22 protein-coding genes, 1 tRNA gene and 1 pseudogene are annotated in these 22,664 nt (G+C 58.0%); 18 read left to right on the forward strand and 6 right to left on the reverse strand.

Annotated features, from left to right (window positions below):
- Window positions 1-4: 4 nt before the first annotated feature.
- From ACXX83_RS03500 to ACXX83_RS03530, 7 genes and pseudogenes are all read left to right on the forward strand, one after another.
- The gene (locus ACXX83_RS03500; protein ID WP_102674437.1) at window positions 5-763 is read left to right on the forward strand and encodes an MBL fold metallo-hydrolase; all 759 of its coding nucleotides are present in this window, start codon (window positions 5-7) and stop codon (window positions 761-763) included.
- A 28-nt stretch (window positions 764-791) separates the two neighbouring features.
- Complete coding sequence (gene purC, locus ACXX83_RS03505; RefSeq protein ID WP_007944067.1) at window positions 792-1,505, forward strand: phosphoribosylaminoimidazolesuccinocarboxamide synthase; 714 nt, start codon at window positions 792-794, stop codon at window positions 1,503-1,505.
- A gap of 83 nt (window positions 1,506-1,588) precedes the next feature.
- Window positions 1,589-1,678 (forward strand) — tRNA-Ser (locus ACXX83_RS03510).
- A gap of 747 nt (window positions 1,679-2,425) precedes the next feature.
- Window positions 2,426-2,605 carry a hypothetical protein gene (locus tag ACXX83_RS03515; RefSeq protein ID WP_458547575.1) on the forward strand — a complete coding sequence of 60 codons (180 nt, stop codon included), beginning with the start codon at window positions 2,426-2,428 and terminating at the stop codon, window positions 2,603-2,605.
- 262 nt (window positions 2,606-2,867) lie between these two features.
- Window positions 2,868-4,088 carry a hypothetical protein gene (locus ACXX83_RS03520; protein ID WP_458547576.1) on the forward strand — a complete coding sequence of 407 codons (1,221 nt, stop codon included), beginning with the start codon at window positions 2,868-2,870 and terminating at the stop codon, window positions 4,086-4,088.
- A gap of 508 nt (window positions 4,089-4,596) precedes the next feature.
- Window positions 4,597-5,199: pseudogene (locus ACXX83_RS03525) on the forward strand (recombinase family protein); the annotation flags it as partial.
- Window positions 5,200-5,675: 476 nt separating this feature from the next.
- Window positions 5,676-5,894, forward strand: coding sequence for a hypothetical protein (locus ACXX83_RS03530; protein ID WP_458547577.1), 219 nt, complete (start codon window positions 5,676-5,678; stop codon window positions 5,892-5,894).
- Window positions 5,895-5,936: 42 nt separating this feature from the next.
- Here ACXX83_RS03530 and ACXX83_RS03535 read toward each other — a convergent pair whose 3' ends face one another.
- Complete coding sequence (locus ACXX83_RS03535) at window positions 5,937-7,442, reverse strand: tyrosine-type recombinase/integrase (RefSeq protein WP_458547578.1); 1,506 nt, start codon at window positions 7,440-7,442, stop codon at window positions 5,937-5,939.
- 357 nt (window positions 7,443-7,799) lie between these two features.
- Between ACXX83_RS03535 and ACXX83_RS03540 the strand changes: the two genes are divergently transcribed.
- A complete protein-coding gene (locus ACXX83_RS03540) occupies window positions 7,800-7,991 on the forward strand; it encodes a YegP family protein (RefSeq protein ID WP_217837471.1) in 192 nt (63 codons plus the stop codon).
- 52 nt (window positions 7,992-8,043) lie between these two features.
- On the opposite strand, the gene ACXX83_RS03545 is transcribed toward ACXX83_RS03540, so the two are convergent.
- Window positions 8,044-8,250, reverse strand: coding sequence for a hypothetical protein (locus tag ACXX83_RS03545; protein WP_217837472.1), 207 nt, complete (start codon window positions 8,248-8,250; stop codon window positions 8,044-8,046).
- A gap of 250 nt (window positions 8,251-8,500) precedes the next feature.
- Here ACXX83_RS03545 and ACXX83_RS03550 point away from each other — a divergent pair, with 250 nt between their 5' ends.
- Together ACXX83_RS03550 and ACXX83_RS03555 are read left to right on the forward strand one after the other, a co-directional pair.
- Window positions 8,501-9,427, forward strand: coding sequence for a LysR substrate-binding domain-containing protein (locus ACXX83_RS03550; RefSeq protein WP_033048393.1), 927 nt, complete (start codon window positions 8,501-8,503; stop codon window positions 9,425-9,427).
- A gap of 52 nt (window positions 9,428-9,479) precedes the next feature.
- Window positions 9,480-9,845 carry a 5-carboxymethyl-2-hydroxymuconate Delta-isomerase gene (locus ACXX83_RS03555; protein WP_015093921.1) on the forward strand — a complete coding sequence of 122 codons (366 nt, stop codon included), beginning with the start codon at window positions 9,480-9,482 and terminating at the stop codon, window positions 9,843-9,845.
- Between the two features lie 3 nt (window positions 9,846-9,848).
- Here the strand turns inward: ACXX83_RS03555 and ACXX83_RS03560 are convergent, their stop codons facing one another.
- The 3 genes from ACXX83_RS03560 to ACXX83_RS03570 all read right to left on the reverse strand — a co-directional run bounded on the left by ACXX83_RS03560 (window position 9,849) and on the right by ACXX83_RS03570 (window position 13,015).
- Complete coding sequence (locus ACXX83_RS03560; RefSeq protein WP_458547579.1) at window positions 9,849-10,787, reverse strand: LysR family transcriptional regulator; 939 nt, start codon at window positions 10,785-10,787, stop codon at window positions 9,849-9,851.
- Between the two features lie 112 nt (window positions 10,788-10,899).
- Window positions 10,900-11,817: a DMT family transporter gene (locus tag ACXX83_RS03565; RefSeq protein ID WP_458547580.1), complete on the reverse strand. Its 918-nt coding sequence runs from the start codon at window positions 11,815-11,817 to the stop codon at window positions 10,900-10,902.
- 13 nt (window positions 11,818-11,830) lie between these two features.
- Entirely contained in the window at window positions 11,831-13,015 is a 1,185-nt protein-coding gene (locus ACXX83_RS03570) for a cyanate transporter (protein WP_458547581.1), read from the reverse strand.
- 485 nt (window positions 13,016-13,500) lie between these two features.
- On the opposite strand from ACXX83_RS03570, the gene ACXX83_RS03575 reads away from it, so the two are divergent.
- The 6 genes from ACXX83_RS03575 to ACXX83_RS03600 all read left to right on the forward strand — a co-directional run bounded on the left by ACXX83_RS03575 (window position 13,501) and on the right by ACXX83_RS03600 (window position 20,044).
- Window positions 13,501-14,883 carry a glutamine synthetase family protein gene (locus ACXX83_RS03575; RefSeq protein WP_458547582.1) on the forward strand — a complete coding sequence of 461 codons (1,383 nt, stop codon included), beginning with the start codon at window positions 13,501-13,503 and terminating at the stop codon, window positions 14,881-14,883.
- 189 nt (window positions 14,884-15,072) lie between these two features.
- Complete coding sequence (locus tag ACXX83_RS03580; protein ID WP_458547583.1) at window positions 15,073-16,722, forward strand: phosphoethanolamine transferase; 1,650 nt, start codon at window positions 15,073-15,075, stop codon at window positions 16,720-16,722.
- A gap of 72 nt (window positions 16,723-16,794) precedes the next feature.
- Window positions 16,795-17,445, forward strand: coding sequence for a class I SAM-dependent methyltransferase (locus ACXX83_RS03585; RefSeq protein ID WP_458547584.1), 651 nt, complete (start codon window positions 16,795-16,797; stop codon window positions 17,443-17,445).
- Between the two features lie 123 nt (window positions 17,446-17,568).
- Window positions 17,569-18,702 carry a ribonuclease D gene (gene rnd / locus ACXX83_RS03590; RefSeq protein WP_458547585.1) on the forward strand — a complete coding sequence of 378 codons (1,134 nt, stop codon included), beginning with the start codon at window positions 17,569-17,571 and terminating at the stop codon, window positions 18,700-18,702.
- Complete coding sequence (locus ACXX83_RS03595; RefSeq protein WP_095966303.1) at window positions 18,699-18,992, forward strand: YcgL domain-containing protein; 294 nt, start codon at window positions 18,699-18,701, stop codon at window positions 18,990-18,992. Before rnd ends, ACXX83_RS03595 begins: the two co-directional genes overlap by 4 nt.
- A gap of 119 nt (window positions 18,993-19,111) precedes the next feature.
- The gene (locus ACXX83_RS03600) at window positions 19,112-20,044 is read left to right on the forward strand and encodes a D-2-hydroxyacid dehydrogenase (protein WP_217837481.1); all 933 of its coding nucleotides are present in this window, start codon (window positions 19,112-19,114) and stop codon (window positions 20,042-20,044) included.
- A 123-nt stretch (window positions 20,045-20,167) separates the two neighbouring features.
- Here ACXX83_RS03600 and ACXX83_RS03605 read toward each other — a convergent pair whose 3' ends face one another.
- The gene (locus ACXX83_RS03605) at window positions 20,168-20,761 is read right to left on the reverse strand and encodes a nitroreductase family protein (RefSeq protein ID WP_015093931.1); all 594 of its coding nucleotides are present in this window, start codon (window positions 20,759-20,761) and stop codon (window positions 20,168-20,170) included.
- Between the two features lie 164 nt (window positions 20,762-20,925).
- On the opposite strand from ACXX83_RS03605, the gene ACXX83_RS03610 reads away from it, so the two are divergent.
- Window positions 20,926-21,375: a YcgN family cysteine cluster protein gene (locus ACXX83_RS03610; RefSeq protein WP_007984794.1), complete on the forward strand. Its 450-nt coding sequence runs from the start codon at window positions 20,926-20,928 to the stop codon at window positions 21,373-21,375.
- A 35-nt stretch (window positions 21,376-21,410) separates the two neighbouring features.
- Window positions 21,411-22,640 carry a hypothetical protein gene (locus ACXX83_RS03615; RefSeq protein ID WP_458547586.1) on the forward strand — a complete coding sequence of 410 codons (1,230 nt, stop codon included), beginning with the start codon at window positions 21,411-21,413 and terminating at the stop codon, window positions 22,638-22,640.
- Window positions 22,641-22,664: the final 24 nt, after the last annotated feature.

A 22,664-nucleotide genomic window follows, 5' to 3' on the forward strand; every position in this document is an offset into this window, starting at 1 on the left:
TCCTATGCGTTTTGCCGTTCTCGGCAGCGGCAGTCAAGGGAACGGCACGCTGATAGCCAGCGCTGATACGTACGTGCTGGTGGATTGTGGTTTTTCCCTGCGGGAAACCGAAAAACGCCTGCTGCGACTGGGTGTGAACCCTGCGCAGCTGAGCGCGATACTCGTGACCCACGAACATGCCGACCACGTGCATGGCGTGGGTTTGCTGTCTCGGCGCTACAATCTGCCTGTCTACCTCAGTCGCGGGACTTTGCGCGGGATGCGCAAACCGATTGAACCCGCAGGCTTTCTGGCCGGCGGCGAGCAGTTGCAGATCGGCGACTTGAGCATCGGTGTCATTGCCGTGGCCCACGATGCACAGGAACCGACGCAGTATGTCTTCAGTGACGGTTCACGGCGTTTTGGCCTGTTGACCGACCTGGGCTCCTATTGCGACAAGGTGCTGGACGGTTACCGGGACCTCGATGCATTGATGATCGAGTCCAACCATTGCAGGGACATGCTGGCTCGCGGTCATTACCCGTACTTTCTCAAGCAGCGGGTGGGCGGTGAACTGGGACATTTGAACAACCATCAGGCGGCATTCCTGGTGGCCGAGCTGGGCTGGAAGGACCTGCAACACCTGGTCCTGGCCCATCTGAGCAGCAAAAACAACCTGCCGCAGCTGGCCCGGCAATGTTTTGTCGACACCCTCGGGTGCGACCCGGACTGGCTGCAACTGGCCGATCAAGATTCAGGGCTCGACTGGCGACACATCGCCTAGCCCATCTACTTAGCAAGCGGAGCCCATCATGGAAAAACGTGAAGAACTCTACCGCGGCAAAGCCAAGTCGGTTTACAAGACCGACGACGCTAACCGTTTGATCCTGCTGTTTCGCAACGACACTTCGGCGTTCGACGGCAAGCGTATCGAACAGCTCGACCGCAAGGGCATGGTGAACAACAAGTTCAACGCCTTCATCATGCAGAAGCTCGAAGCGGCCGGCGTGCCGACCCAGTTCGACAAACTGCTGGGCGACAACGAATGTCTGGTGAAGAAGCTGGACATGATCCCGGTCGAGTGCGTCGTGCGTAACTACGCCGCTGGCAGCCTGGTCAAGCGCCTGGGTGTCGAAGAGGGCATGAAGCTCAACCCTTACACCTTCGAACTGTTCCTGAAGGACGACGCCAAGGGCGACCCGTTCATCAACGAATCCCACGTCGTGGCTTTCGGCTGGGGCACCGCCGAGCAACTGGTTCGCATGAAAGAATTGTCGCTCAAGGTCAACGAAGTCCTGAGCAAGCTGTTCGACGACGCCGGCCTGCTGCTGGTCGACTTCAAGCTGGAATTCGGCGTGTTCCACGATGGTTCCATCGTGCTGGGCGACGAGTTCAGCCCGGATGGCTGCCGTCTGTGGGACAAGGCTACCGGCAAGAAAATGGACAAGGACCGCTTCCGTCAGGGCCTCGGTGACGTCATCGAAGCCTACGAAGAAGTCGCCAACCGTCTGGGCGTACCGCTTTAACCGACGCAAGCATCTGAAAGCACAGAAATATTTCGCTTAGGGGGTTCGCTTCCGGCGAAAGTGTTGTTATGATGCGCGCCGTTGGAGAGATGCCAGAGTGGCCGAATGGGACGGATTCGAAATCCGTTGTACCTTCACCGGTACCTAGGGTTCGAATCCCTATCTCTCCGCCATTATTCGTAAAGCCCCGCAGATCAACGTCTGCGGGGCTTTTTCGTTTCTGGATTGTACGTAGCAATTGTACGTAGCAATTGTACGTAGCCCGCCACGCCGATTTGTACGTGCCCATCACCCCGTCAGACCCTTACGCAGTTCGCATCGGTGCCGCACCCTTCTAGTGCTACCGAGTGCGCCCCTACGCGCATTCCGCACGCCCAGCAGGGTCATGCCCCAGTATATTTCACGGGCTGACAGATAGCCTGAACGCGTCGGTGGGGCAGTGCGATCTGATGATTACGACCTCCGAATATCAGATGGTCGAAAAAATACTTGCATTGTTCGGTTGCTTGTGATTGACAGATGGAAAAAGTGTAGTAGGGTATGCGTCTAGTCGAGCAAACCACTCGGCTTCTCTCCCGCTGTACCCATATCCCCGCCGCTAATACACCGATAGAAACGGGTCTGTGTCCTGTAATCCCTGTCTCGCCGCAGGGCAGGTGATCGTGCGATGCATCGGATGATTTGCTTCCGCAATTAGAGCAACTCTGCACTTCCCTACATAAGTGCCGAATAACTTGATGCCGGCTTAACCCGAAACTCCTGGCAGGTGAGCCGCCAACTGGCTTCGTCGGTTTCGTGCTGCCTGCAGAAAGGCAGTTGAGTACTCGGGGTAGTATGAATTTATGACACGCTAATATGAGCAACCCCGCGTAATACGTGGCTTTCAGCCAATCACCACCTACAGAAAATGAGTGTAAACCATGCGATTGAACGTGAACGAGCAGGCTCAGAAAGAGCTGATCGAGATGATGCAGGCAAGGGGCAAGTACAACCCTTCTTACTTCATAAACCTTCTGATTACAGAAGCATATAAACAGTATCTTGAAATCCCAACCTCTGAGGGAAGTAATGGAAAGCCGGAAACAACCCACGCAGCGTAACTACATCTGCTGCCAGTGCAGCACCGAGTACTCCGCAAAAAGATTTACCGAGAAATCTCAACGCTACTGCACCAGTGTCTGCCGTAAAAAGGCCCACAGGGCGAGGCAGCCCAGCAAGAAGGTAGAGAACAGGTACTCGAAGTACGCCAAGTCCACAAAGGGCCGGTGGGTAGCTGGAGAGTGCCGAAAGGCTGGCACTGTTCAAGTTCTAACCGGACACACATCCGCCACCCTGTTAGACCTGCATTCGCTCAGCAACGCTATGTACAAGTGTTACGGCTGGAGCAGCGACCAGAAGACAAACCTGTTCAACATCTGCCATGTCCAGCCACGGAAGGGCAGAGACGGCTATATCGGCCTGCTTCACCCACATAACCTGTTCATCGGTTGCAGCCAGATGAACCGGGGCCAGAGCAACAAGCCAGTGCCTACCGATGCGGGTCTGAGAATCGCCGCCAGTACTTTGAAACGGAAGTGGACAGTAGTTCGGGGCGACACAGATGCAGCCATTGTCGAGAAGATACGCGACTTCCTCGGCAACGAGTTTGATAACTATCTTGATCAAGTGCCGTCAATTGACCTCGACAAGCGCCACACCCTTGCCCGGCGGATCTACAACCGTCAGCAGAAGGGAACTGCCATCCGCAACCTTGACCGTCAATGGACATTGAGCGAGTTAGAGTCGCGTGATATCGACATTGAGTTGCTGGAACAAATGGACGCACACCAACGCGGCAAGACGACACCCAACAAGTTTCAGTCAGAGGTATATGCAAGGGCGGTCTTGTGCATCTACGCAGATGAGTTGGAGCGGGTTGCCGCCGATGCTACTGGACGCCACCAGGGCAACTGCCAATCGATGTTGCAACTGGTGCGTGTGTTGGGGATGTACCTCGCCCAGACCGAGGACTTTATCCAGAAGCGACACGGCAGTTTCCTCAAGCCCGTCAATGCTACGTGGACACCGTTACAGTACTTCTGCCCCCGGAACCCGTGGAAACCGTCAGCACGCGTGGTAGATCCGGATCGACAGGAGTTGGTCAAACTGATTACAGAAGCGGCATTCAACGCACTACAGGGCCTGAGCATCCCCGTGGAAAAGTTGGCGGCGAAGTTGGTGAAACGCATGCACCTACAGACACTGGTGCCAGTCGTGGATATTCCAGAGCGGTGGGCGTGGGAAGCCTGTGGTTCCGATTGGGGTGCGTACATCGCCAACCTGTACCGCTCGTTTGAGGCTACATGGCAATCGTTGCTGGACGTAGGCATCTGCACTGCCGACGAGATCGCAGCAGCTCGTACAGGCGTATTGGAGAGCCTTCATACCGCTATCGAACAGGGGCGCCAGCAGCACAAGAATCAACCACGGTTCAAGCGTTGGTATCGTAACAAGTACTACAGCGAGTGGGGTTTCAAGGGTTACCCGGCGTATCTGGAGTTCCCGCCGGTATCATTAGAAGAGCCTCGGTCACTGGCAGCATGACTGACGCCTACCCCGATGTTTCATCGGGTCCACATGACGCAGATTTCCGTCATCTCCCGAGGACAAACCAACCCAGGTCGCTCATCCCACTTTCACGGTTACTAATTCGAGAGCTAATCGGTAACTATTCTCTCTGTGGCATCAGTCAGGGTGCTCAAGTGTCCCTGCACCCGGCGAAGCCCCTAATTACGGGGCCTTCGCTACAGGCGGGTTAAGCCAATGTCGCCACACGGCGTTTATTTCTCGCTGCTCGGTGAGATTCCGTTGCCAGTGCCAGCCTATCTGGATACCCCTCGCTGTGGCGCCCACCTACCCCCCCGTGACTAATCGAAGATGAGTCATCCTTGCTTCTCTCCGCGTGTCATTACGGGTGTACTTGAGGCACTACAGGCAAACCGGGTTAAAACACGCTTGAAGCGCCCTCAAATTCGTGTCACTAAATAGCTTTACACACCCTATGTGACACGGCATTATGTGACACATCCAAAGTGACACAGAGGGAACTACTATGTTCATCCGCGCTTACCTTAGAGCTTCTACTTCCGAACAGGACGCAACACGGGCAAAGCAGTCGCTGATCGACTTCGCTGCTGAGCAAGGGCACAAGATCGCAGCCTTCTACATCGAGAACGCCAGCGGCGCCAAGCTGGACCGCCCCCAGTTGTTCCGGCTGCTGGACGACAGCCACGAAGGTGACGTGTTGTTGATCGAGGGTGTAGATCGGCTATCTAGGCTTAGCCAGGACGATTGGGCGCTGCTGAAGGCGAAGATCGCGGCAAAGAAGGTGACTGTAGTGTCCCTTGACCTAAGCACCAGTTACGCAGCCTTGAAGCCTACCGAGGGAATGGACGAATTCACCAAAGGTATGATCGCCGCAGTGAACGGTATGTTACTCGACATACTCGCCGTAGTAGCTCGCAAGGACTATGAGGACCGTCGCCGCCGTCAGGCTCAGGGCATCGCTACAGCTAAGGCAGACGGTACATACAAAGGCCGTCCGGCTGATACTGAACTTCACAAGCGGGTTAGTGAGCTACTGGCTGATGGTAAGAGCATCCGAAAGGTAGCCGAGTTGTTGCAGTGCAGCACTACAACAGTGCAGAAGGTTAAGCAATTGAATGCCATAGAAGCAGCCGAAGAAGAGTTCAGGAAAGAGTACGCAATCCTCGATGCGAAAATTGAGCAGTCCCTTAAGCCTAACGGGCCTGACCTCACGGAGGCGGATTACCAGCCCTGGATGGACAAGAAAGAGGCCGTGGAGAAGGCCGAACAATTACCCCAGGAGTAAGGGAACTACAATCACAGCCCCGCCATCGGCGGGGCTTTGCTTTGCCTGCAATATTTCTAGATCATGATTGCCGGTAGAGAGCTGGCACGGCAATGGCTCTTAACCTCGACCCACACAGAGCGGGATTTCCACCGCTTCGCAGATACCCCGTCAATATTTCCGCCACAGATTCACGACCGTTACTGCCCAAGAGTAAGTGCCGGTTTTAAAAAATCGGGAATCAGTGGATTGGTGAAGTGGTCCCCGGCCAGCAGCGAGATGAACTAGGATTCCCGCATCACTACTCAGGGACGATAGCCATGCCAGATAGCTCCGAAGCCAACATCGCAACGGCAGACGCACTAACGCTGCTCTTGCATAACCAGCACGCCCTAGCTGCGGCGATTGAAGAAGTCGCCTTGTGGGCAAGGACATCTGGTCCACCGGAAGCACATAACAACGCCATCGCCGCACTGGCAACGCTGGACGCAAACGCTCAGGGCATTACAGATGCCATTATGCGGCTACGTCAGTCGTAGGCGTTATTAAACCGCCCTGCCTGCCATGCCCGTTCTGGGAAATCAGGAGGGTAGGGGAGGCAGTTTGGAAATCGCTTCCAGTTTCTGTGCGGCCGAGTGGCCTTGGCTATACACGTCATAGGTAACGGTGCCGGTTTCATGACCAACGAGTTCGGCAATGAGCATACCTGTAACACTGGCCCGTACAAGTTGAGTAATTACCGTCTTGCGGATGCTGTGGAAAACGTGGAACTCGCCGAACCCCAGTTCCTTCTTGAGCCTGCCGAACGCCTTGCTCATTAGGTCAGATCGTATGCCGTACTTGTTCTTTGAGTCCGACGGTACAAGGTAGCCATCTTTCGAATCGTCCATCAGGCGCTTCACCAGTGCTGTTAGGGCAGGGTGTACAGGCACAACACGGATACCAGCGGCTGTCTTGCTATCGACAATGTTGAAGCTCTGCACGCCGTCTGGGGTGATGACGTGTTCGACGCGCAGCTGGCAGATTTCTTCAATTCTGGCACCCGAGTAGGCTCCTAGCAGGATCAGGTCGGCAAGTGCGTGCAATTTCTTGTCGTGAGCAGCTGCGTACAGCGTGGACAGTTCGCCCAGTTCAAAGGCTACGCGTTGGGCGTCCACCTTACCTTTGCCTCTCAGTTGAGGCAGGTCGTGGTTTTCAAAAGGAGTGGTGGCGCCCTTGTAGTCTTCACGCCAGCGGGCATCGTACTTCATCGCCCATTTCCAGAATGTGTTACCGGCGTTGAGGTACTGCTGCTTGGTCTTACTGGCAGCATCAATCGAATCGAGCCATGCGGACACACAGTCAAAGTCGAGAGGCTTGCCGGTTGTGGCAAGGAATGCCGAAAGTTTTTCCAGCTTCGACTCCTGAGCATCGATGTTTTTCGCGGATATGTTCCTTGCCTTCCTGTATGCACGGAAGGATTCAAGGCGGGCTTTTGTGATTGGCGACTTCGGTTTGTACACGGTTGGATCTGCGACTATCACCTTAGCTTCAGCTGCTTCGGCTGGGGTCAGGCCGTACTTATGTGCAACCATCTGTGCTTCGACAGAGCGAGCCAGGTTGGCCGCACCATGCACCACTTCAATCATGCTGGCGGGAGCACTTTGAAAGTGATTTCTGATCTGGTCTGCAATGCCTTTCGGCCCGTCTTGTTCCCATATCTCGGCGTCCCGTATCAAATCCTCTTGATCTCGTTCCAGTTGCTCAAGGCGCGCAGTCAGTACTTCGATATCCTTGATTCTGTCGCGCGGCGGGGCCTTGATCGCTGCAAGCAGGGCTGCATCAACATGCTTGTCGAAGGTTAGGCTCTGTGATGCCACTTCGGGACGCCAGTTTTCCTTGAGGTCCTTGATCTGTGCTCTGGCCGCTGCAATTTCACCCTTCCACTTTGTAAGGAACGGTAGGCGCCGATTCATGGCTTCTAATCGCAGGCCAGTCTCCAGGGACCTGGAGAGAATCTTCCTACCGCCGAACGCTTTCCGTACGTCTGCGGGAACCGCTAAGCGGACATGATAGGTGCTGCCTTGCAGTTCAAGATTGTCTTTCATTGGGAGGGGCTCGGCGGGCTATTGTACGTAGAGATTGTACGTAAAATCACCGGAAAGGCCAGTAGATACTGTATATGCTGGGGGTGGCGGGCTTTAGTGGTGAGTCCCTATCTCTCCGCCATTACATGGAAAAAGCCCCGTAGCTGAAAAGTTACGGGGCTTTTTCGTTTCTGAAGCTTTTTCAGTGGTCTATCGCTGCCAACATCCTGTCCCCGAATCCATTGTGCGCCCTGCCATTCAGGGGCTGCGGTGCGAAATATCCCCTGACATTGAAAGTAATCGCCCTGGGAATTCCTCCTTTACTCTGCTTGCGCAGGTCGCTGACCTGCTGTCACCAGCAATCGCATGGAGCGAGCAATGTATTTTGAGATTTACAGGCAAATCCGCGGCACCGTTTTGACTGGCAAGGGCCAATGGCGATGGCGGTTAAGGGCGGGGAATCATGAAACGATTGCCAGCGGGGAGGCTTACGTCAACAAGGCCGATTGCCTGCATGCAATCAATTTGATCAAGGGGACCTGTGAGCAGACCCCGATCAAGGAAATCTAATTTGAGGTGGGGGTGAAGCTGCTCGTTGAGAGCAGCTTCGTTTCAACCCGGTTTATGGCTGGGAATGACCCAGTTTTCTCTTGATCAGTTCGTAGACGTCCTTGTGGGTGGAGTTGTGCAGGGATTTGTCCTTGCAGGCCGAGGCGAGGAACGTTTTGACTTCATCCCTTGCGTGCGGGTACAAGCCGGCGACGTAGTCGGCTTCGTGGGGCTGGGTACAGTTGAAGTGCTTGTCGTCTTTGGCTTTGTCTCTGGCCATGGTGCCGCTCCTTTTGATAACGCGTGTTTTGGATGCCGAGGCTGGTTGTCCCCTCGTGCGCCGCTGAGCTTAGGGACCCACGGGTTAACTGCCAGGGGTTCCAGGTAAAAAGGAAGAGGCTGTAGGACAGGGCGCGGACAGGCATTTTGCTTAAACGTGAACCGCCTCAGGCTGTAGAACTTGAGTTGGATAGACGGCAGTTGCCCCGGCTACCTAAACTGTCAGCAGATTTGGGGAACGGGGACACTGGATGAATCGCAACGAACTTCGCAAGGCGGATATCAACCTGATGGTGGTGTTCGAAACGCTGATGCTGGAGCGCAATGTCACTCGGGTGGCGGAGAAGCTGTTTCTCGGGCAGCCGACCATCAGTTCTGCGCTCAACCGCTTGCGTGCGATGTTCAATGATCCGCTGTTCATCCGTGTTGGCCATCGCATGGAGCCGACGGCACGGGCTGAGGAGATCATCAGGCACTTGTCGCCGGCGCTGGATTCCTTGTCCGTGGCCTTGAGCCTGACCCATGATTTTGACCCGGCCAGCAGTACGATGACGTTTCGCATCGGGTTGTCCGACGATGTCGAGTTCGGCCTGTTGCCGCCGTTGCTGCGAACGCTGCGCCAGGAAGCGCCAAAGGTGGTGTTTGTGGTGCAGCACGTCGATTACTGGCGGATCCCCGACTTGCTGGCGTCCGGCGATATCACGGTGGGTATCAGCCAGACCCGTGGCTTGCCGGCCAATGCCAAGCGCAAGTTGCTGCGGCACATCCAGCCCAGCATTTTGCGCGCCGATGCTTGCGACACTCCGCTGACGCTCGACGAATATTGCGCGCGACCGCACGTGCTGGTGTCCCATACCGCCAACGTCAGTGGCTACGCCGACGAGTGGCTGGCGGAAATCGGCCGCACGCGCCAGGTGGTGCTCTCGGTACCGCAATACAGTTCGTTGCCGGCACTGCTTGCCGGGACGGACCTGATCGCCAGCCTGCCGGACTACACCGCCGAGGCGATGGCGGCTTCCGGAATGCTGTTCAAGGAGCCCTTTCCGTTCAAGACACCGACCCTGGACTTGTCCATGGTCTGGCTCAGTCATGTCGATACCGACCCTGCCGAGCGCTGGTTGCGTTCGCGCCTGGAGGCGTTCATGAGTGAGCGTGCCGTTTTGCCGCTGCCCGAATGAACAGGGCGTGTTATACGTACGACCTTTCCATCCCCCTTCCAGGAGCCAACTCATGCCTCACCTGCACATGGAATACACCGCCAACCTGTCTGACCTGAATGCCGATGTGGCGTTGATGCGGTTGAACAATACGCTGGTGGGTTCCGGTCAGTTTGCTGCCGAATTCGACATCAAGAGCCGCGCGGTCAGGGTCGAGACGTTCAAGGTCGGTACTGCTTTGTCTGAGCGGGCGTTCGTGCATGTGAAACTGGCACTGTTGAGTGGTCGTTCCGCACAGATCAAGAAACAACTTTCCGAAAGCCTGCTGGCGGTGGTTCAGGACCTGTGTGAGTGGCCGAGCGGCGTTGAAGTCCAGTTGTGCGTGGAAATTCTCGACATCGATCGCGATTCCTACAGCAAGACCGCCATCAGCCACTGAGTATCAGGCCGTTTCCTGCACGGCGCAGGCCTGGATCACTTGCGCTCGCAGCCAGGTGTTGGCGCTGTCCTGATCGACACGCTGGCTCCACTGCATGTCGAGGGTGAAACCCGGCAAACCCTCGGGCGCTTCACAGTGATTGAAGGTGTCGGTACTGGCCAGCAGCCGCTGGATGCGCCGGGGCAGGGTCAGGGCATAGTCGGTGCCGGTAATCAGCTTCAGCGCTGCACTGTAACTGTTGGCGCGCGCGACGATCTGGCGTTGTTTGGCCTGTTGCGCGAGCCAGCCGTCGACCATGTTGGTGGCGGACGTCCAGGGTGTCGGGAACACGTGTCGACGTTCGACATAGGTTTGCAGGCTCAAACGTGGTTCCGCCGGGGTGGCGCGTTTGTCGAACACACAGACCAGATCATCATCGAGCAGTGTCCGGGATTTGAAATCGACGTGGCTGCGATGAAAGTTCGGGCCGAAACACATCACCAGGTCGAGACTGCCTTCGCGCAACGCTTCGGCAGGGATGTCGGCTTCGAGTTTGAGCACATTGACCGTCACCGGGAGATCGGCGAGGGCGAAGGTGTTCAACAGGCGCGGCAGGATCAACTGCTCGAAGTACTCCGGTGCGCAGAGGTTGAAAGTCACGGCTTGCAGGCCTGGGTCGAACGCGGGTGAGCCGGCGTGACACAAGTTGATGCTTTCCAGGATTTTCAGCGCGTGAGGGTACATCGCGCTGGCCTTGCCGGTGGGTTGCATGCCGCCGGTACGGGTATTGATGAACAGTTCGTCCTCGAAGCTGTTGCGCAGTTTTTTCAGGCAGTAACTCACTGTGGACTGGCTGACGCTAAGCATCTCGGATACGCCGGTGACGCTGTTCTGCTCGTACACGGCGACGAACACCAGGAGGTCCTGCATGTCGAGTTTTCTGAGCGAATTACTGTTGAGCATCCATTGCGTCTCGCTGCGTCCCTTGCGCTGACCATGTGCAAGGGGGGGAATTATCCTAACGGAATGAACGAACAGGGAAAATGCCTTGCAGGAAGTTTCGCCCTGGAGCCCTTCAACTCTGGACCATCGCCGACACGGCGCGGCGGCTGGAGATCAACAGCGCGAACATGCCGATGCCCACCAGCAGCGCGCCGACCAATTCCAGCGGCAGCGGCAACTGGCGGCCCCAAAGCCAGTGAAACAATGTGATGAACAGCGTGCTCAGGTAAATGTAGGAAATCACCGAGGATGGCGCGATCACGCCAATGGCCCGATGCAGCAGCCAGAATGTTGCCAGGGTGGCGAACACCGCCAGGTACATCAGCCAATAGAAATCCTTGAGCGTCAGTGATGATGCCGAACGCCAGCCGCCACTGAATCCACAGAACACCAGAAGAAACAGCGCGCCGAACAGCATGTTCCAGAACGTCATGGGCACCGGCCCGCGTCCCTTGAGGCTATTGGCTTTCAGGCGTTGGCTGAGAGGGGCATAGAGCGCCATCGCCAGGCAACCGATGCCGTACACGGTCAGTGCATAGGGCGATGGCCACTCACCGGGGCCGGTGCCTTTCATGATCAGTAACACCGCCCCGGCAGCAGCGAGCAGCATCGGCACAATCCGTTGTTTCAGGCGGCTGTCAGGTATGAGCACGGCTTCGAAAGCCAGGGTCATCAGCGGCACGAGCGTAAACATCGTCCCGGTATTGACGGCCGAGGTGTAGCGCAACGCTTCGAACAGTGAGCCGAAGTACAACGCCAGCAGCAGGCCGAGCACCGCATGACCGAGCAGCCCGCGGGCGGTCATGGCGGCGTTGCCTTCACGCAGCAACAGCGGCAGAAACACCAAGGTGCAGAACAAGAGGCGCAAACCGGTCAGCAGGATCGGGTCGATGGCCTGGCTGACTTGCGCCGCCGCGGAAAACGAGGCGGCGATCAGCAAGGCCCAAAGCAGCATGCTGACGTGAGCGGCGGCGAAACCGGTGGTTTTCATGGCAGGCTCCGGGTCAGTGGATGTGGCGGCTGTAGTGCCTTGGGTTGAAGCGCAAAACCATCAACATCATCAGCGCCATGACCGCCGTCAGTGACCACCAGGCCCATTCAAAGCTGCCGAGCCGGTCGCGGATTATCCCCGCCAGCAGCGGCGACAGGCCGGCGATCAGGTAGCCGATGCCTTGCACGAATGCGGTCAGGCCACCGGCGCGCAATGGATTGTCCAGGTGATCCAGCGATACGATCAGGCTCATCGGGAACAGCCCGCCAATGCCCAGCCCCAGCAGGCATGGCCACATCAGGCTCAAGTGTCGCGGGCTCAGAATCAGTCCGCAGAAACCGGCGATGATCAGTGCCAGCAAGACCATCAACACGACTCGGCGGTCGCGGCTGCGATTGGCGATGAAGGGAGTCAGCAGGCCTGACAGCACTTCCATTGCGGTCAGAAACCCGAGCAGCAATCCGGCGTGCTGCTCGCTCCAGCCCTTTTCCACGTAGTACGGCGCCAGCCAGGCCAGAACGCAGGTGTAGGACGCAGTGCCCAGGCCAAAGAAGATCGCGAGTAACCACGCGCGGGAATTGGCAAAGAACGAACCGTTGCGGGATGCCCTCGAATCCAGTGTGGGCATCCCCGCGCTTTGGCTGCGCCAGAAGAGCAATGCCAGCACGGCGAGAACAGCCCAGATCGCCAGGCCCATACGCCAGCTGCCGCTGGACGCCATCACCAGCGGCGCAAAGGACGCAGCCATGGCGGCACCGCCCATGATCGATGTGACGTAGAGCCCCATGCACAGGGCAACGTGGTCGCTGAAGCGGGATTTGATCAGCGCAGGCATCAGGGCCTGAATCAGGGCGATGCCGATACCTGCCAGTATGGCGCTGAGGATCAATTCGGCTACCGAATCGAGAAACAGGCGCGACACCGTGGCCACGCCTATGATCAGCAACGAAAGGACGACCGTGCGCTGTTCACCGAGACGCTGGCTGACACGCAGTCCGAAAAACATCGCCAGTCCCATGGCCATGACCGGCAGCAGGGTCAGCAGTGATGCCAGGCTGAAACTCAGCGGGATGTCCTCGCGAATTGCCGAGAGCAAAGGTCCGACGGCGGCCATGGAGGGACGCAGGTTCAGGGCGACGAGAACAATGCTGAACATCAACCAGAGGGCAGGGCGGGTAGTCGCGCGAGTGTTTTCCATGATCGGACCTTGAACGGTAGGGTTGCGATTAGGCGCGCGAGGCCGCAAGGCCGCAAATCAGAAAGTCTGCTGGACTATTTGGAAATTAAATAAGAGTGCGGTCATACGGACGCCGTTGAATGTTTAGCCAGACGACATCCAAGGTTCTTCAAATCCTGATTTAACGACTGGACCCATCGTGTGACGCTGCGGGTCATCTGTTTTCTGCGGTTCTCTCTATGGACGGTTGGCCAGTCGCAATCCACTTCAAGGCAACCATCGACGCTCGTGCGTCGAGCCTTGGTCGTCGATTCACGCCTGCCACCGCGCCAAGCCTTTCTGCACTTCCTTCTGAACTGGCCTTCTGGGCGCTGTGGCATTGCCGCCATGCGCGCCCGCCGGATTCGCGCTTTTTCCGCTGATTGCTCCTACATATTCCGGTAGGTACCGGAATTAAAGTGCGGATGCCTTTGCGCACCCGTCAAACACGGAAAAAGAGAGTTTCCATGAGTACTGCCACGACCTCGTTTGCCACCAGGCTTGAAGCCCTGACCTTTCTGGAACAGAACCCGGATATTGAAATGTTCGAGCTGTTCATCCTCGACAACAACGGTGTGCCGCGGGGCAAGCTGCTGCACCGTGACGAGTTGCTGGCGGTGTATGAAAGCGGGCGGCCATTGCCGAGCACCATCCTCGGACTGACCATCAACGGCGATGACGTGGAAAACTCCGGGCTGGTCTGGGATGTCGGCGATATCGACTGCCGGGCCTACCCGATCAGCGGCAGCCTCACGCGTATGCCGTGGCGTCTGATACCGACCGCGGCCGTGCAGGTCAGCATGCACCCGACTGAGGGTATGCCCGCTACCATTGCCGATCCCCGTCACTTGCTGGTGAAAGTCATCGAAGGTTTGCAGGCTGACGGCTATTACCCGGTCATGGCGGCGGAACTGGAGTTCTATCTGCTGGATCAGCAACGCGACAGCAATGGCCGGCCGCAACCGGCACGGGATGTCGATGGCGGGCGTCCGCGCGGTACTCAGGTCTATGGATTGCGCGAGCTTGAGCAGATCGAACCCTTCCTTGCCGATCTCTACAGCGCCTGCAAGCTCCAGGGGATTCCGGCGCGCACGGCCATTTCCGAATACGCGCCGGGGCAAGTGGAAATCACCCTCGAACACCGCAGCGACGCGTTGCAGGCAATGGACGAAGCGGTGCGCTACAAGCGCCTGGTCAAAGGGGTGGCGCACAAGCACGGCATGACAGCGTGCTTCATGGCCAAGCCATTCGATGACCTGGCCGGCACCGGAATGCACATGCACGTGAGTCTGGCGGACAAGGACGGCAACAATCTCTTTGCCAGCGAAGCCCCGGATGGAACGCCCCTGCTCAAGCAGGCTGTCGCCGGCATGCTCAGTACCTTGCTCGACTCGCTGTTGCTGTTCTGCCCCAACGCCAACTCCTACCGTCGATTCCAGGCCAACAGCTATGCGCCGCTGGCAGCCACCTGGGGTGTGGACAATCGCACCGTGAGTTTGCGCGTCCCTGGCGGGCCGGCGTATTCGCGGCACATCGAACATCGAATTTGTGGCGCGGATGCCAACCCCTATCTGGCGGCTGCGGCGATTCTGGCCGGTATTCATCGCGGTATACGCGAACAACTCGAGCCGGGTGCACCGGTGGAGGGCAATGGCTACGCCCAGGCCGCGAAACTATTGCCGACGGACTGGCTGACCACATTGCGTTCGCTGGAAGGCTCCAGTTGGGCCAGGGAAGCCTTCGGCGGCGAGTTCCTCGGAGTCTACCTGGCGGTGAAACGCGCCGAGTACCGCCAGTTCATGGGGGAGGTGGGTGAGCAGGACTGGCGCTGGTATCTGCATCAGGCTTGAGCCGAAACTGAACCAAAGCTGAACTCTTCTCAAATAGTCTGAAGTTTCAGGCAGGTGTTATAAGCCAACTAATTGTTGGCTTCTTTTTCACAAAAAATTGATGGTTGGCTTCCTAAAATTTGAACTGTCTCGGTAAATGAAATTTTCACATTTACCGAAGGCACTTCTTTTCAGGACTCGCCGAACCTCATGTTTAAGATTAAAGCCGTGCGCCCCGAATGGGTGACACTGATTGCCAGTGCATTTTTGTTGGTGGGCTTCAACTTTCTACTCTGGCAACACCTGTTCGAAATCACCACGTCCGATGGCAAAGGCATCGTTATGCGCGTGGCCTTCGGGGTGATGATCTTCGCGGCCTTCAACATCGTGCTGACCCTGCTGGCCTTCCGGCCAGTGCTCAAGCCGCTCCTGACCCTGCTGTTCATGGTCAGCGCGAGCGTAGCGTATTTCATGAGCCAGTATGGTGTCCTGAACGACACCGGCATGTTGCGTAACTTCGCTGAAACCAATGCTACGGAAGTACGCGACTTACTGTCGCTCAAGTTGTTTGTTTATATTGTGCTGCTCGGTGTATTGCCGTCATGGCTATTGTGGAAGGCACCGATTAATTATCGTCGTTGGCACCGTGAGCTGCTTAGTAAAGTCCTGGTGATATTTGCTTCTGCGGCCGTCATTGGTGGTATTGCACTGGTTAACTATCAAGGCTTGTCTTCGCTGTTTCGCAATCACCACGAGTTGCGCTTGATGGTGGTGCCAAGCAACTACATTGGTGCCTCGGCTGGTTTATTGCGCGAGAAAGTAGCGACTGCGCGGCAACCCTTTGTCAAGATCGGTGAAGATGCCCAGCGCAATACGCTCTGGCAAACTCACGGGCGCAAATCCCTGACGGTGCTTGTCGTGGGGGAAAGTGCCCGGGCAGAGAACTTCGGCATCCTTGGCTATAGCCGCGACACCACGCCAAAACTGAGCAAGGAAGATGGCCTGATCACTTTCACCGATGTGCACTCCTGCGGTACGGAAACCGCCGTATCGGTGCCTTGCATGTTCTCCAACATGGGGCGCAAGGACTATAACGCCAGCAAGGCCAAGAACGAAGAAGGCCTGCTGGATGTGCTCAAGCATGCGGGTATCGACGTGATCTGGCGTGACAACCAGTCAGGCTGCAAGGGTGCATGCGATCGCGTCACCCTCCAGGACGTCAGCAATCTGAAAGACCCGGTGCTGTGCGCCAACAGTGAGTGCCGCGACGAAATCCTGCTGCAGGGACTTCAACATTTCATCGATACCCTGGACAAGGACACCGTGCTGGTATTGCACCAGATGGGTAGCCACGGTCCGGAGTACTTCAAGCGTTATCCGAAAGAGTTCGAGCGCTTCACCCCGGTCTGCGAGAGTAATGCCCTGAACAATTGCAGTCGCGAAAGTATCGTCAATGGTTACGACAACACCTTGGTTTATACCGACCATGTGCTGTCGACCTTGATCGATCTGCTGCGCAGTAACCAGTCCAAAGTGGACACCGCGATGCTGTATCTGTCGGACCACGGTGAATCCCTGGGCGAGTACAACTTGTTCCTCCACGGCACGCCTTACATGCTGGCACCGGAGCAGCAAAAACATGTGGCCATGTTTGCCTGGTTCTCCGACAGCTATAAACAGTCGTTTGCGGTAGATACCCGCTGCCTGCAACAGGGTCGTGAAAAGCCCCTGAGCCAGGACAACCTGTTCCATTCGATGCTTGGGCTGCTGGAGGTCAACAGCAAGGTCTACAACCAGGATCTGGACATGTTTGCCGGATGTCGTGGGCCGGTGACCGACGGTGCGTTGGCCAAGGATTGAGTGCTCCGGTTTTGTTTCGCGCGGCGGCTGCCGAGCTGCGGCCAGTAGAACGTTTATCAAGAGCCATTGCACATGTCCGCTCAGCCCCCATCCGCCATCGAGCTTGAGATTGCCAGGCGCTACGACCAGGAACACGCGCGCGTCTGCCTGCAGCCGCAAGCGTCGGGCCTGACCGGGCGTCTGCTGCTCTGGCGTGAGGCGCGTCTGGTGCGCAATGCACTCAAGGTCGCCGGCGAACCGGGGCTGATCCTCGACGTGGCCTGCGGGGTGGGGCGTTTCTGGTCGGTGCTGGCCGAACATGCCAATCGGGTGATCCTCGCGACGGACCCGTCCCAGGACATCCTCGATCATGCCCGCACACATCACCCGCAAAGCCTGTTGAAGCGGATCAAGACCTTTCAAAGCTCCGCCTTCTCGATTGGTTTGTCGGAGAACGCGGTCGACTGCATTTTTTGCATGCAGCTGTTTCAGCACCTTTACAGTCCGGAGCATCGTCTGGCGATGCTGGGCGAGTTTTACCGGGTCAGTCGCGATACGGTGATTGTCGCCGTGCGCCTCGACGGACGTTTCAAGGGCGCGCATTCAAGCCTGGAGGGGCCGTTACCGAGCAAGGCCGGGGTCGAAAGCGAGTTCAGGCAGGCGGGATTCCGTTTGCTCAGCCATCAGGATTTTTTCCCCGGTTGTGCACAAATGCGGGGCTACGTGCTGGGTAAGACCCGCTAGGCCGACCTTGTCGGACTATTCTTCATGTCACGCAGCAGTTTTCGCTAACGCTCTTGTTCAGTGGATGCGCGGAAATCGCCGGGGGCGATATATACTGCGCGCCATTCTTCAAGGGAGAGCCGTGTGGCCATCGATATTCACTGGATTCGCGACAACGATAGCCTCGGTCGGTTTTGCGCCGAGTGGCAGCAACTGCCATTCGTTGCCCTCGATACCGAATTCATGCGGGTCGACACCTTCTACCCGATCGCAGGCTTGCTGCAGGTCGGCGATGGCGAACGTGCCTACCTGATTGATCCGCTGACCATCGACAACTGGCAGCCTCTGGCCGCGTTGCTGGAAAATCCGGCCGTGCTCAAGGTTGTCCACGCGTGCAGCGAAGACCTCGAAGTCCTGCTACGCCTGACCGGTAGCCTGCCGGCGCCACTGTTCGATACGCAATTGGCGGCCGCTTACCTGAACCTCGGTTTCTCCATGGGCTATTCGCGCCTGGTGCAGGAAGTGCTCGGCATCGACCTGCCCAAGGGTGAAACCCGTTCCGACTGGCTGCAACGTCCGCTCTCCGAAACCCAGATCAGCTATGCCGCCGAAGATGCCGTGCACCTGGCCGAAGTCTTCGTAAAGCTGCGTCCAAAGCTGTCTGACGAGAAATACGCCTGGGTTCTGGAAGACGGTGCCGAACTGGTGGCCAACCTGCGCCGCGAGATCGATCCGTATGAGGTCTATCGCGACGCCAAGCTGGCCTGGAAGCTGTCCCGCGCCCAACTCGCGGTGTTGCGTGAGCTCTGCGCCTGGCGCGAAAAGGAAGCCCGTGCCCGCGACCTGCCGCGCAACCGGATCATCCGCGAGCATTCGTTGTGGCCGCTGGCGCGTACGCAACCGGATAATCTCGGCGCCCTGGCGAAAATCGAAGACATGCACCCGCGTACCGTGCGTCAGGATGGTGAGTTTCTGCTTGATCTGATCAAGCGCTCTGGCAGTGTGTCGCCAGATCAATGGCCGCCAGCCGTGCCGGAGCCGCTGCCGGTGGATGCTGCCGTGTTACTCAAGCAGCTCAAAGCCATCGGCCAGGCCGAGGCCGAGCGCCTGAACATTGCGCCGGAACTGATGCTGCGCAAGAAAACCCTGGAAGCGCTGCTCAAGAGCGGCTTCCCCAATGGTCCCTACCAATTGCCTGATTCGCTGCGTGGCTGGCGCCGCGAATTGATGGGCCAGGCGCTGCTCGACAGCCTGGTCACCGCCGGAGAACAGCCTTGAAACGTATTTGTTCCATCTATCGCAGCTCGAAGAAAAACGAAATGTACCTGTATGTGCTCAAGAGCGATGCTCTGGAACGTGTGCCGGATGCCTTGATGGCCGCCTTCGGCAAGGCTATCCACGCCTTCGACCTGGTGCTGAGCCCCGAGCGCAAGCTGTCGCGCGAGGACATCACCGTCGTGCTGGATAACCTCGAAAAACAGGGTTATCACCTGCAAATGCCGCCTGCCGAAGACGAGTACATCGAGCACTTGCCGGAAGAATTGTTGCGCCGCAACGATCCGGTGTGAATGGCAGACAGGCTCTGTTCAGAGTGGTTATGAAACACTGATTGATTTTAGCGATGGCAGCATCGACGGAGCAGGGCTCTGTCGGCTGCCGTCTGCACTGTTTTTGAAAGGTTTGAAGCATGCGCGTCCTGATTGCTGAACACGACCACCCCGTGTACGCCCAACTGTTGCGCGAGGCGGCACCGGATCTGGAGGTGCTGACCAGCGGTGATTCCGCCGAACTGGCCGGCCAGGCCGCCGATTGTCCGGTGTGGCTCGGCCAGCCTGATCTGCTGGCGACCCTGTTACGCCAGGGCCATCAACCGCAATGGCTGCAATCGACCTGGGCCGGCATTACGCCGCTGCTGGCCGATGGCTTGCCAAGACACTATCGATTGACCCGTGCAGTCGGCATCTTCGGGCAAGTCATGGCCGAATACGTGCTCACCTATATGCTCGGTCACGAACGTGAAGTGCTGGCGCGACTGGTCAGCCAGGTCGAGCGCAAATGGGACAGCCGTCATGGTCAGAGCCTGGCGGGGCGCAAGGTGTTGATCGTCGGCACCGGTGATATCGGTCAGAGTGTCGCGCAGTTCCTCGTGCCGTTTGGTGTCGAGTTGTATGGCGTTGCCAGCAGCGCGCGGGAACAGGCACCGTTTATCGAAGTCGGTTCTCTGGCGGATCTGCCGCGGCTGGTCGGTGAAGTCGATTACGTGGTCAATCTGCTGCCGAACACGCCGCAAACCCACGATATCTACGACGCGGCGCTGTTCAAGCAATTCAAGCCGACCGGGTTGTTCATCAATGCCGGGCGCGGTGTGGCAGTGGTCGATGCGGATCTGGTGGAAGCCTTGAAGGAAGGGCATCTGGCGGGCGCGGTGATCGACGTGTGCCGTCAGGAGCCATTGCCCCAGCGGCATCCATTCTGGACAGCCTGGGGCCTGCTGCTCACCGGGCACAGTTCGGCACCGACTTCGCCGTCGATGATGGTGAAGCTGTTTGTCGAAAACCTGCGGGCGTTTCAGGCGGGAGAGGCGTTGCGCGGGGAAGTGGATTTCGATCGCGGGTACTGAAATCACTCTCAAAAACTGTGGGAGCGAGCTTGCTCGCGATGAGGCCATTAGCTTCAACATCAATGTTGACTGACTGGCCGCCATCGCGAGCAAGCTCGCTCCCACAGGGATTTTCAGTATGGCTTAGAGACTGAAGTCGCCTTCAGCCGCCAGCTCGCTCAACGGGCGACGCGGGCTTGGCACTTCGCGGGCCTGCAGGTAATCCGCCAGGCTGGCCTTGTCCCCCAGCTTGCCCACCGCGACGGCGGCGTGCAGGGCGTAGCCTTCAGGAATGTTCAGCTCCTTGCGGGTCAGTTCCTGGTCGAAGCCGGCCATGCCGTGGGTGTGCCAGCCGCTCAGGCTTGCTTGCAGGGCCAGGTGGCCCCAGGCGGAACCGGTGTCGAAGGTGTGCCACAGGGCCGGGGTTTCTTCGGTGGCGCCTGGCGCGGTGAAGGTGGTTTTCGAAATCACGATCACCAGGGCCGAAGCATGTTGCGCCCAGCTGCGGTTGAACTCGTTCAGCAGTCCCAGGTAGCGCTCCCAGTTCGGCGTATCGCGACGTGCGTAAAGAAAGCGCCAGGGTTGCGAGTTGTAGGCCGAGGGTGCCCAACGCGCGGCTTCGAAGAAACTCAGCAGGGTTTCTTCGGCAATGGCTTCGCCAGTGAAGGCGCGGGGCGACCAGCGATCGGTGAACTGAGGGTCAATGGTGTAATCGGCAACGCGTGGGTTGGCACTCATCAAGAGATTCCTTGCTACGTTTGAAAGTGGAAGCGACGAAAAACCCTACTTGGCAGCGCAGAAACTGACAAGCCCGTTCTACCGACAGTCGCCAATGCTTGGCCCACGGGGCTTCGGGCACTAGACTGGCGGCCTTTTCACCACCTGATGTCGATGCTCGAACCATGGCCGCCAAAGTAGAACCGTTCTGGATACGCAAGACCCTCGATCAACTCGATCAGGAGGAATGGGAGTCGCTGTGCGACGGCTGTGGATTGTGCTGTCTGCAAAAGCTTGAAGACGAAGACGACAACAGCGTCTATTACACGCGCATCGCCTGCAAACTGCTGGACCTGAAAACCTGCCAGTGCACGGATTATCCTAACCGTCGCGACACTGTGCCGGACTGCATCCAGCTCACGCCGGGCAAGGCCGACGAATTCAAATGGCTGCCGCCGACATGCGGCTATCGTCTGGTCAGCGAAGGCAAGGACCTGCCGTTGTGGCATCACCTGGTGTGCGGTGATCGCGATGCCGTGCACCATGAGCGGATCTCCCAGTCCGGGCGCATGCTCGCCGAAGGCAGCGTGCCGGAAGACGACTGGGAAGATCACCTGATTTTCCGCGCAGGCTGACTGCCAGAGGCTCAACCTTTCACGAAGGAGTGTGTATGGCTGTGGGATGGCGGCAGGCGTGGGGCGTTGGATTACTGGCCGTGAGCGCGCCCGTATGGGCAGCGAACAAGGTCGATCTGGATTATCACGTGCGCCTGTTGCCGAAGAACGATCAGGCCGAAGTGCGCCTGACGCTCGCCCAGGGCTCGGCGGTTCGCAGCCTGGATTTCGACCTCGGCGACGGCAGCCACTACAGCGATTTCAAGGCCGACGGCCAATGGCAACTGACCCCTGGCAAAGCGGTGCGGGGTGTCTGGCGTCCAGCGGCTGACAAGGCCAGCCTGACGTATCGGGTGAGTATCAACCACGGTCGCAAGAACGGCAGCTTTGATGCTCGCATGACGCCAAGCTGGGCATTGATGCGCGGCGACGATCTGGTGCCGCCTGCCAGACTCGATCAACAAGATGGCATCGAACTGGTTTCACGCCTTGAATTCGAGCTGCCCGGTGGCTGGAAAAGCGTCGAAACCGCGTGGCCACGGATCGGCCAGAACAAGTTCCGTATCGATAACCCTTCCAGGCTGTTCGACCGGCCCACGGGCTGGATGCTCGCCGGCCAGCTTGGCAGCCGCCGTACCCGTCTGGGCGAGACTGAAGTCACCGTCGCCTCGCCGCTGGGGCAGGGCATGCGGCGTATGGATGTGCTGACGATGCTGACCTTCGTCTGGCCGCAAGTGCAGGCGCTGTACCCGCGACACCCGGGCAAACTGCTGATCGTCGGGGCCAATGATCCGATGTGGCGTGGCAGCCGGTCGGCGCATGAGTCGATCTACCTCAACAGTCGCCTGCCATTGGTCAGCGAAAGCGGCTCCAGCGCTCTGGTTCGCGAGTTGGCCCAGGTGTTCGGGCGGATCAACGGCACAAAGCGCAGTGACTGGATCAATGAAGGCTTTGCCGAGTATTACGCCATCGAACTGGTGCGCCGGGCCGGCGGCATGAGCGATGAACGCTACGAGAGCCTGCACGGCAAACTGGTCGGGACCAGCCAGAAAGTCACCACGCTGCGCAGTGATCGGGTCAACCCGGCGCAGGTGGCCAGGGCGGTGGTGTTGCTGCAGGAACTGGATCGCGAGATTCGTCTGAAAACCCACAACAAGCGTTCACTGGACGACGTGTTGCGCGGGGCGATGCAGCAGGGGGAAATCGATACCCAGGCGTTTGTTCAGCTCAGCGAGAGCGTGATAGGTGGGTCTTCAAAAGTACTCGGTACCGAGTTGATTCAGTAACACCGTCATCCGCGAGCAAGCCCG

This window comes from Pseudomonas sp. GNP012, assembly GCF_054343835.1.

Bases quoted from the DNA above. Each gene is read 5' to 3' on its own strand.
- ACXX83_RS03500 (WP_102674437.1), top strand. From the start codon at position 5: ATGCGTTTTGCCGTTCTCGGCAGCGGCAGTCAAGGGAACGGCACGCTG.
- ACXX83_RS03535 (WP_458547578.1), bottom strand. From the start codon at position 7,442: ATGAAAGACAATCTTGAACTGCAAGGCAGCACCTATCATGTCCGCTTA.
- ACXX83_RS03570 (WP_458547581.1), bottom strand. From the start codon at position 13,015: ATGGAAAACACTCGCGCGACTACCCGCCCTGCCCTCTGGTTGATGTTC.
- ACXX83_RS03565 (WP_458547580.1), bottom strand. From the start codon at position 11,817: ATGAAAACCACCGGTTTCGCCGCCGCTCACGTCAGCATGCTGCTTTGG.
- ACXX83_RS03555 (WP_015093921.1), top strand. From the start codon at position 9,480: ATGCCTCACCTGCACATGGAATACACCGCCAACCTGTCTGACCTGAAT.
- ACXX83_RS03540 (WP_217837471.1), top strand. From the start codon at position 7,800: ATGTATTTTGAGATTTACAGGCAAATCCGCGGCACCGTTTTGACTGGC.
- ACXX83_RS03545 (WP_217837472.1), bottom strand. From the start codon at position 8,250: ATGGCCAGAGACAAAGCCAAAGACGACAAGCACTTCAACTGTACCCAG.
- purC (WP_007944067.1), top strand. From the start codon at position 792: ATGGAAAAACGTGAAGAACTCTACCGCGGCAAAGCCAAGTCGGTTTAC.
- ACXX83_RS03580 (WP_458547583.1), top strand. From the start codon at position 15,073: ATGTTTAAGATTAAAGCCGTGCGCCCCGAATGGGTGACACTGATTGCC.
- ACXX83_RS03610 (WP_007984794.1), top strand. From the start codon at position 20,926: ATGGCCGCCAAAGTAGAACCGTTCTGGATACGCAAGACCCTCGATCAA.
- ACXX83_RS03575 (WP_458547582.1), top strand. From the start codon at position 13,501: ATGAGTACTGCCACGACCTCGTTTGCCACCAGGCTTGAAGCCCTGACC.
- ACXX83_RS03550 (WP_033048393.1), top strand. From the start codon at position 8,501: ATGAATCGCAACGAACTTCGCAAGGCGGATATCAACCTGATGGTGGTG.
- ACXX83_RS03585 (WP_458547584.1), top strand. From the start codon at position 16,795: ATGTCCGCTCAGCCCCCATCCGCCATCGAGCTTGAGATTGCCAGGCGC.
- ACXX83_RS03560 (WP_458547579.1), bottom strand. From the start codon at position 10,787: ATGCTCAACAGTAATTCGCTCAGAAAACTCGACATGCAGGACCTCCTG.
- ACXX83_RS03530 (WP_458547577.1), top strand. From the start codon at position 5,676: ATGCCAGATAGCTCCGAAGCCAACATCGCAACGGCAGACGCACTAACG.
- ACXX83_RS03605 (WP_015093931.1), bottom strand. From the start codon at position 20,761: ATGAGTGCCAACCCACGCGTTGCCGATTACACCATTGACCCTCAGTTC.
- ACXX83_RS03615 (WP_458547586.1), top strand. From the start codon at position 21,411: ATGGCTGTGGGATGGCGGCAGGCGTGGGGCGTTGGATTACTGGCCGTG.
- ACXX83_RS03520 (WP_458547576.1), top strand. From the start codon at position 2,868: ATGTACAAGTGTTACGGCTGGAGCAGCGACCAGAAGACAAACCTGTTC.
- ACXX83_RS03600 (WP_217837481.1), top strand. From the start codon at position 19,112: ATGCGCGTCCTGATTGCTGAACACGACCACCCCGTGTACGCCCAACTG.
- ACXX83_RS03515 (WP_458547575.1), top strand. From the start codon at position 2,426: ATGCGATTGAACGTGAACGAGCAGGCTCAGAAAGAGCTGATCGAGATG.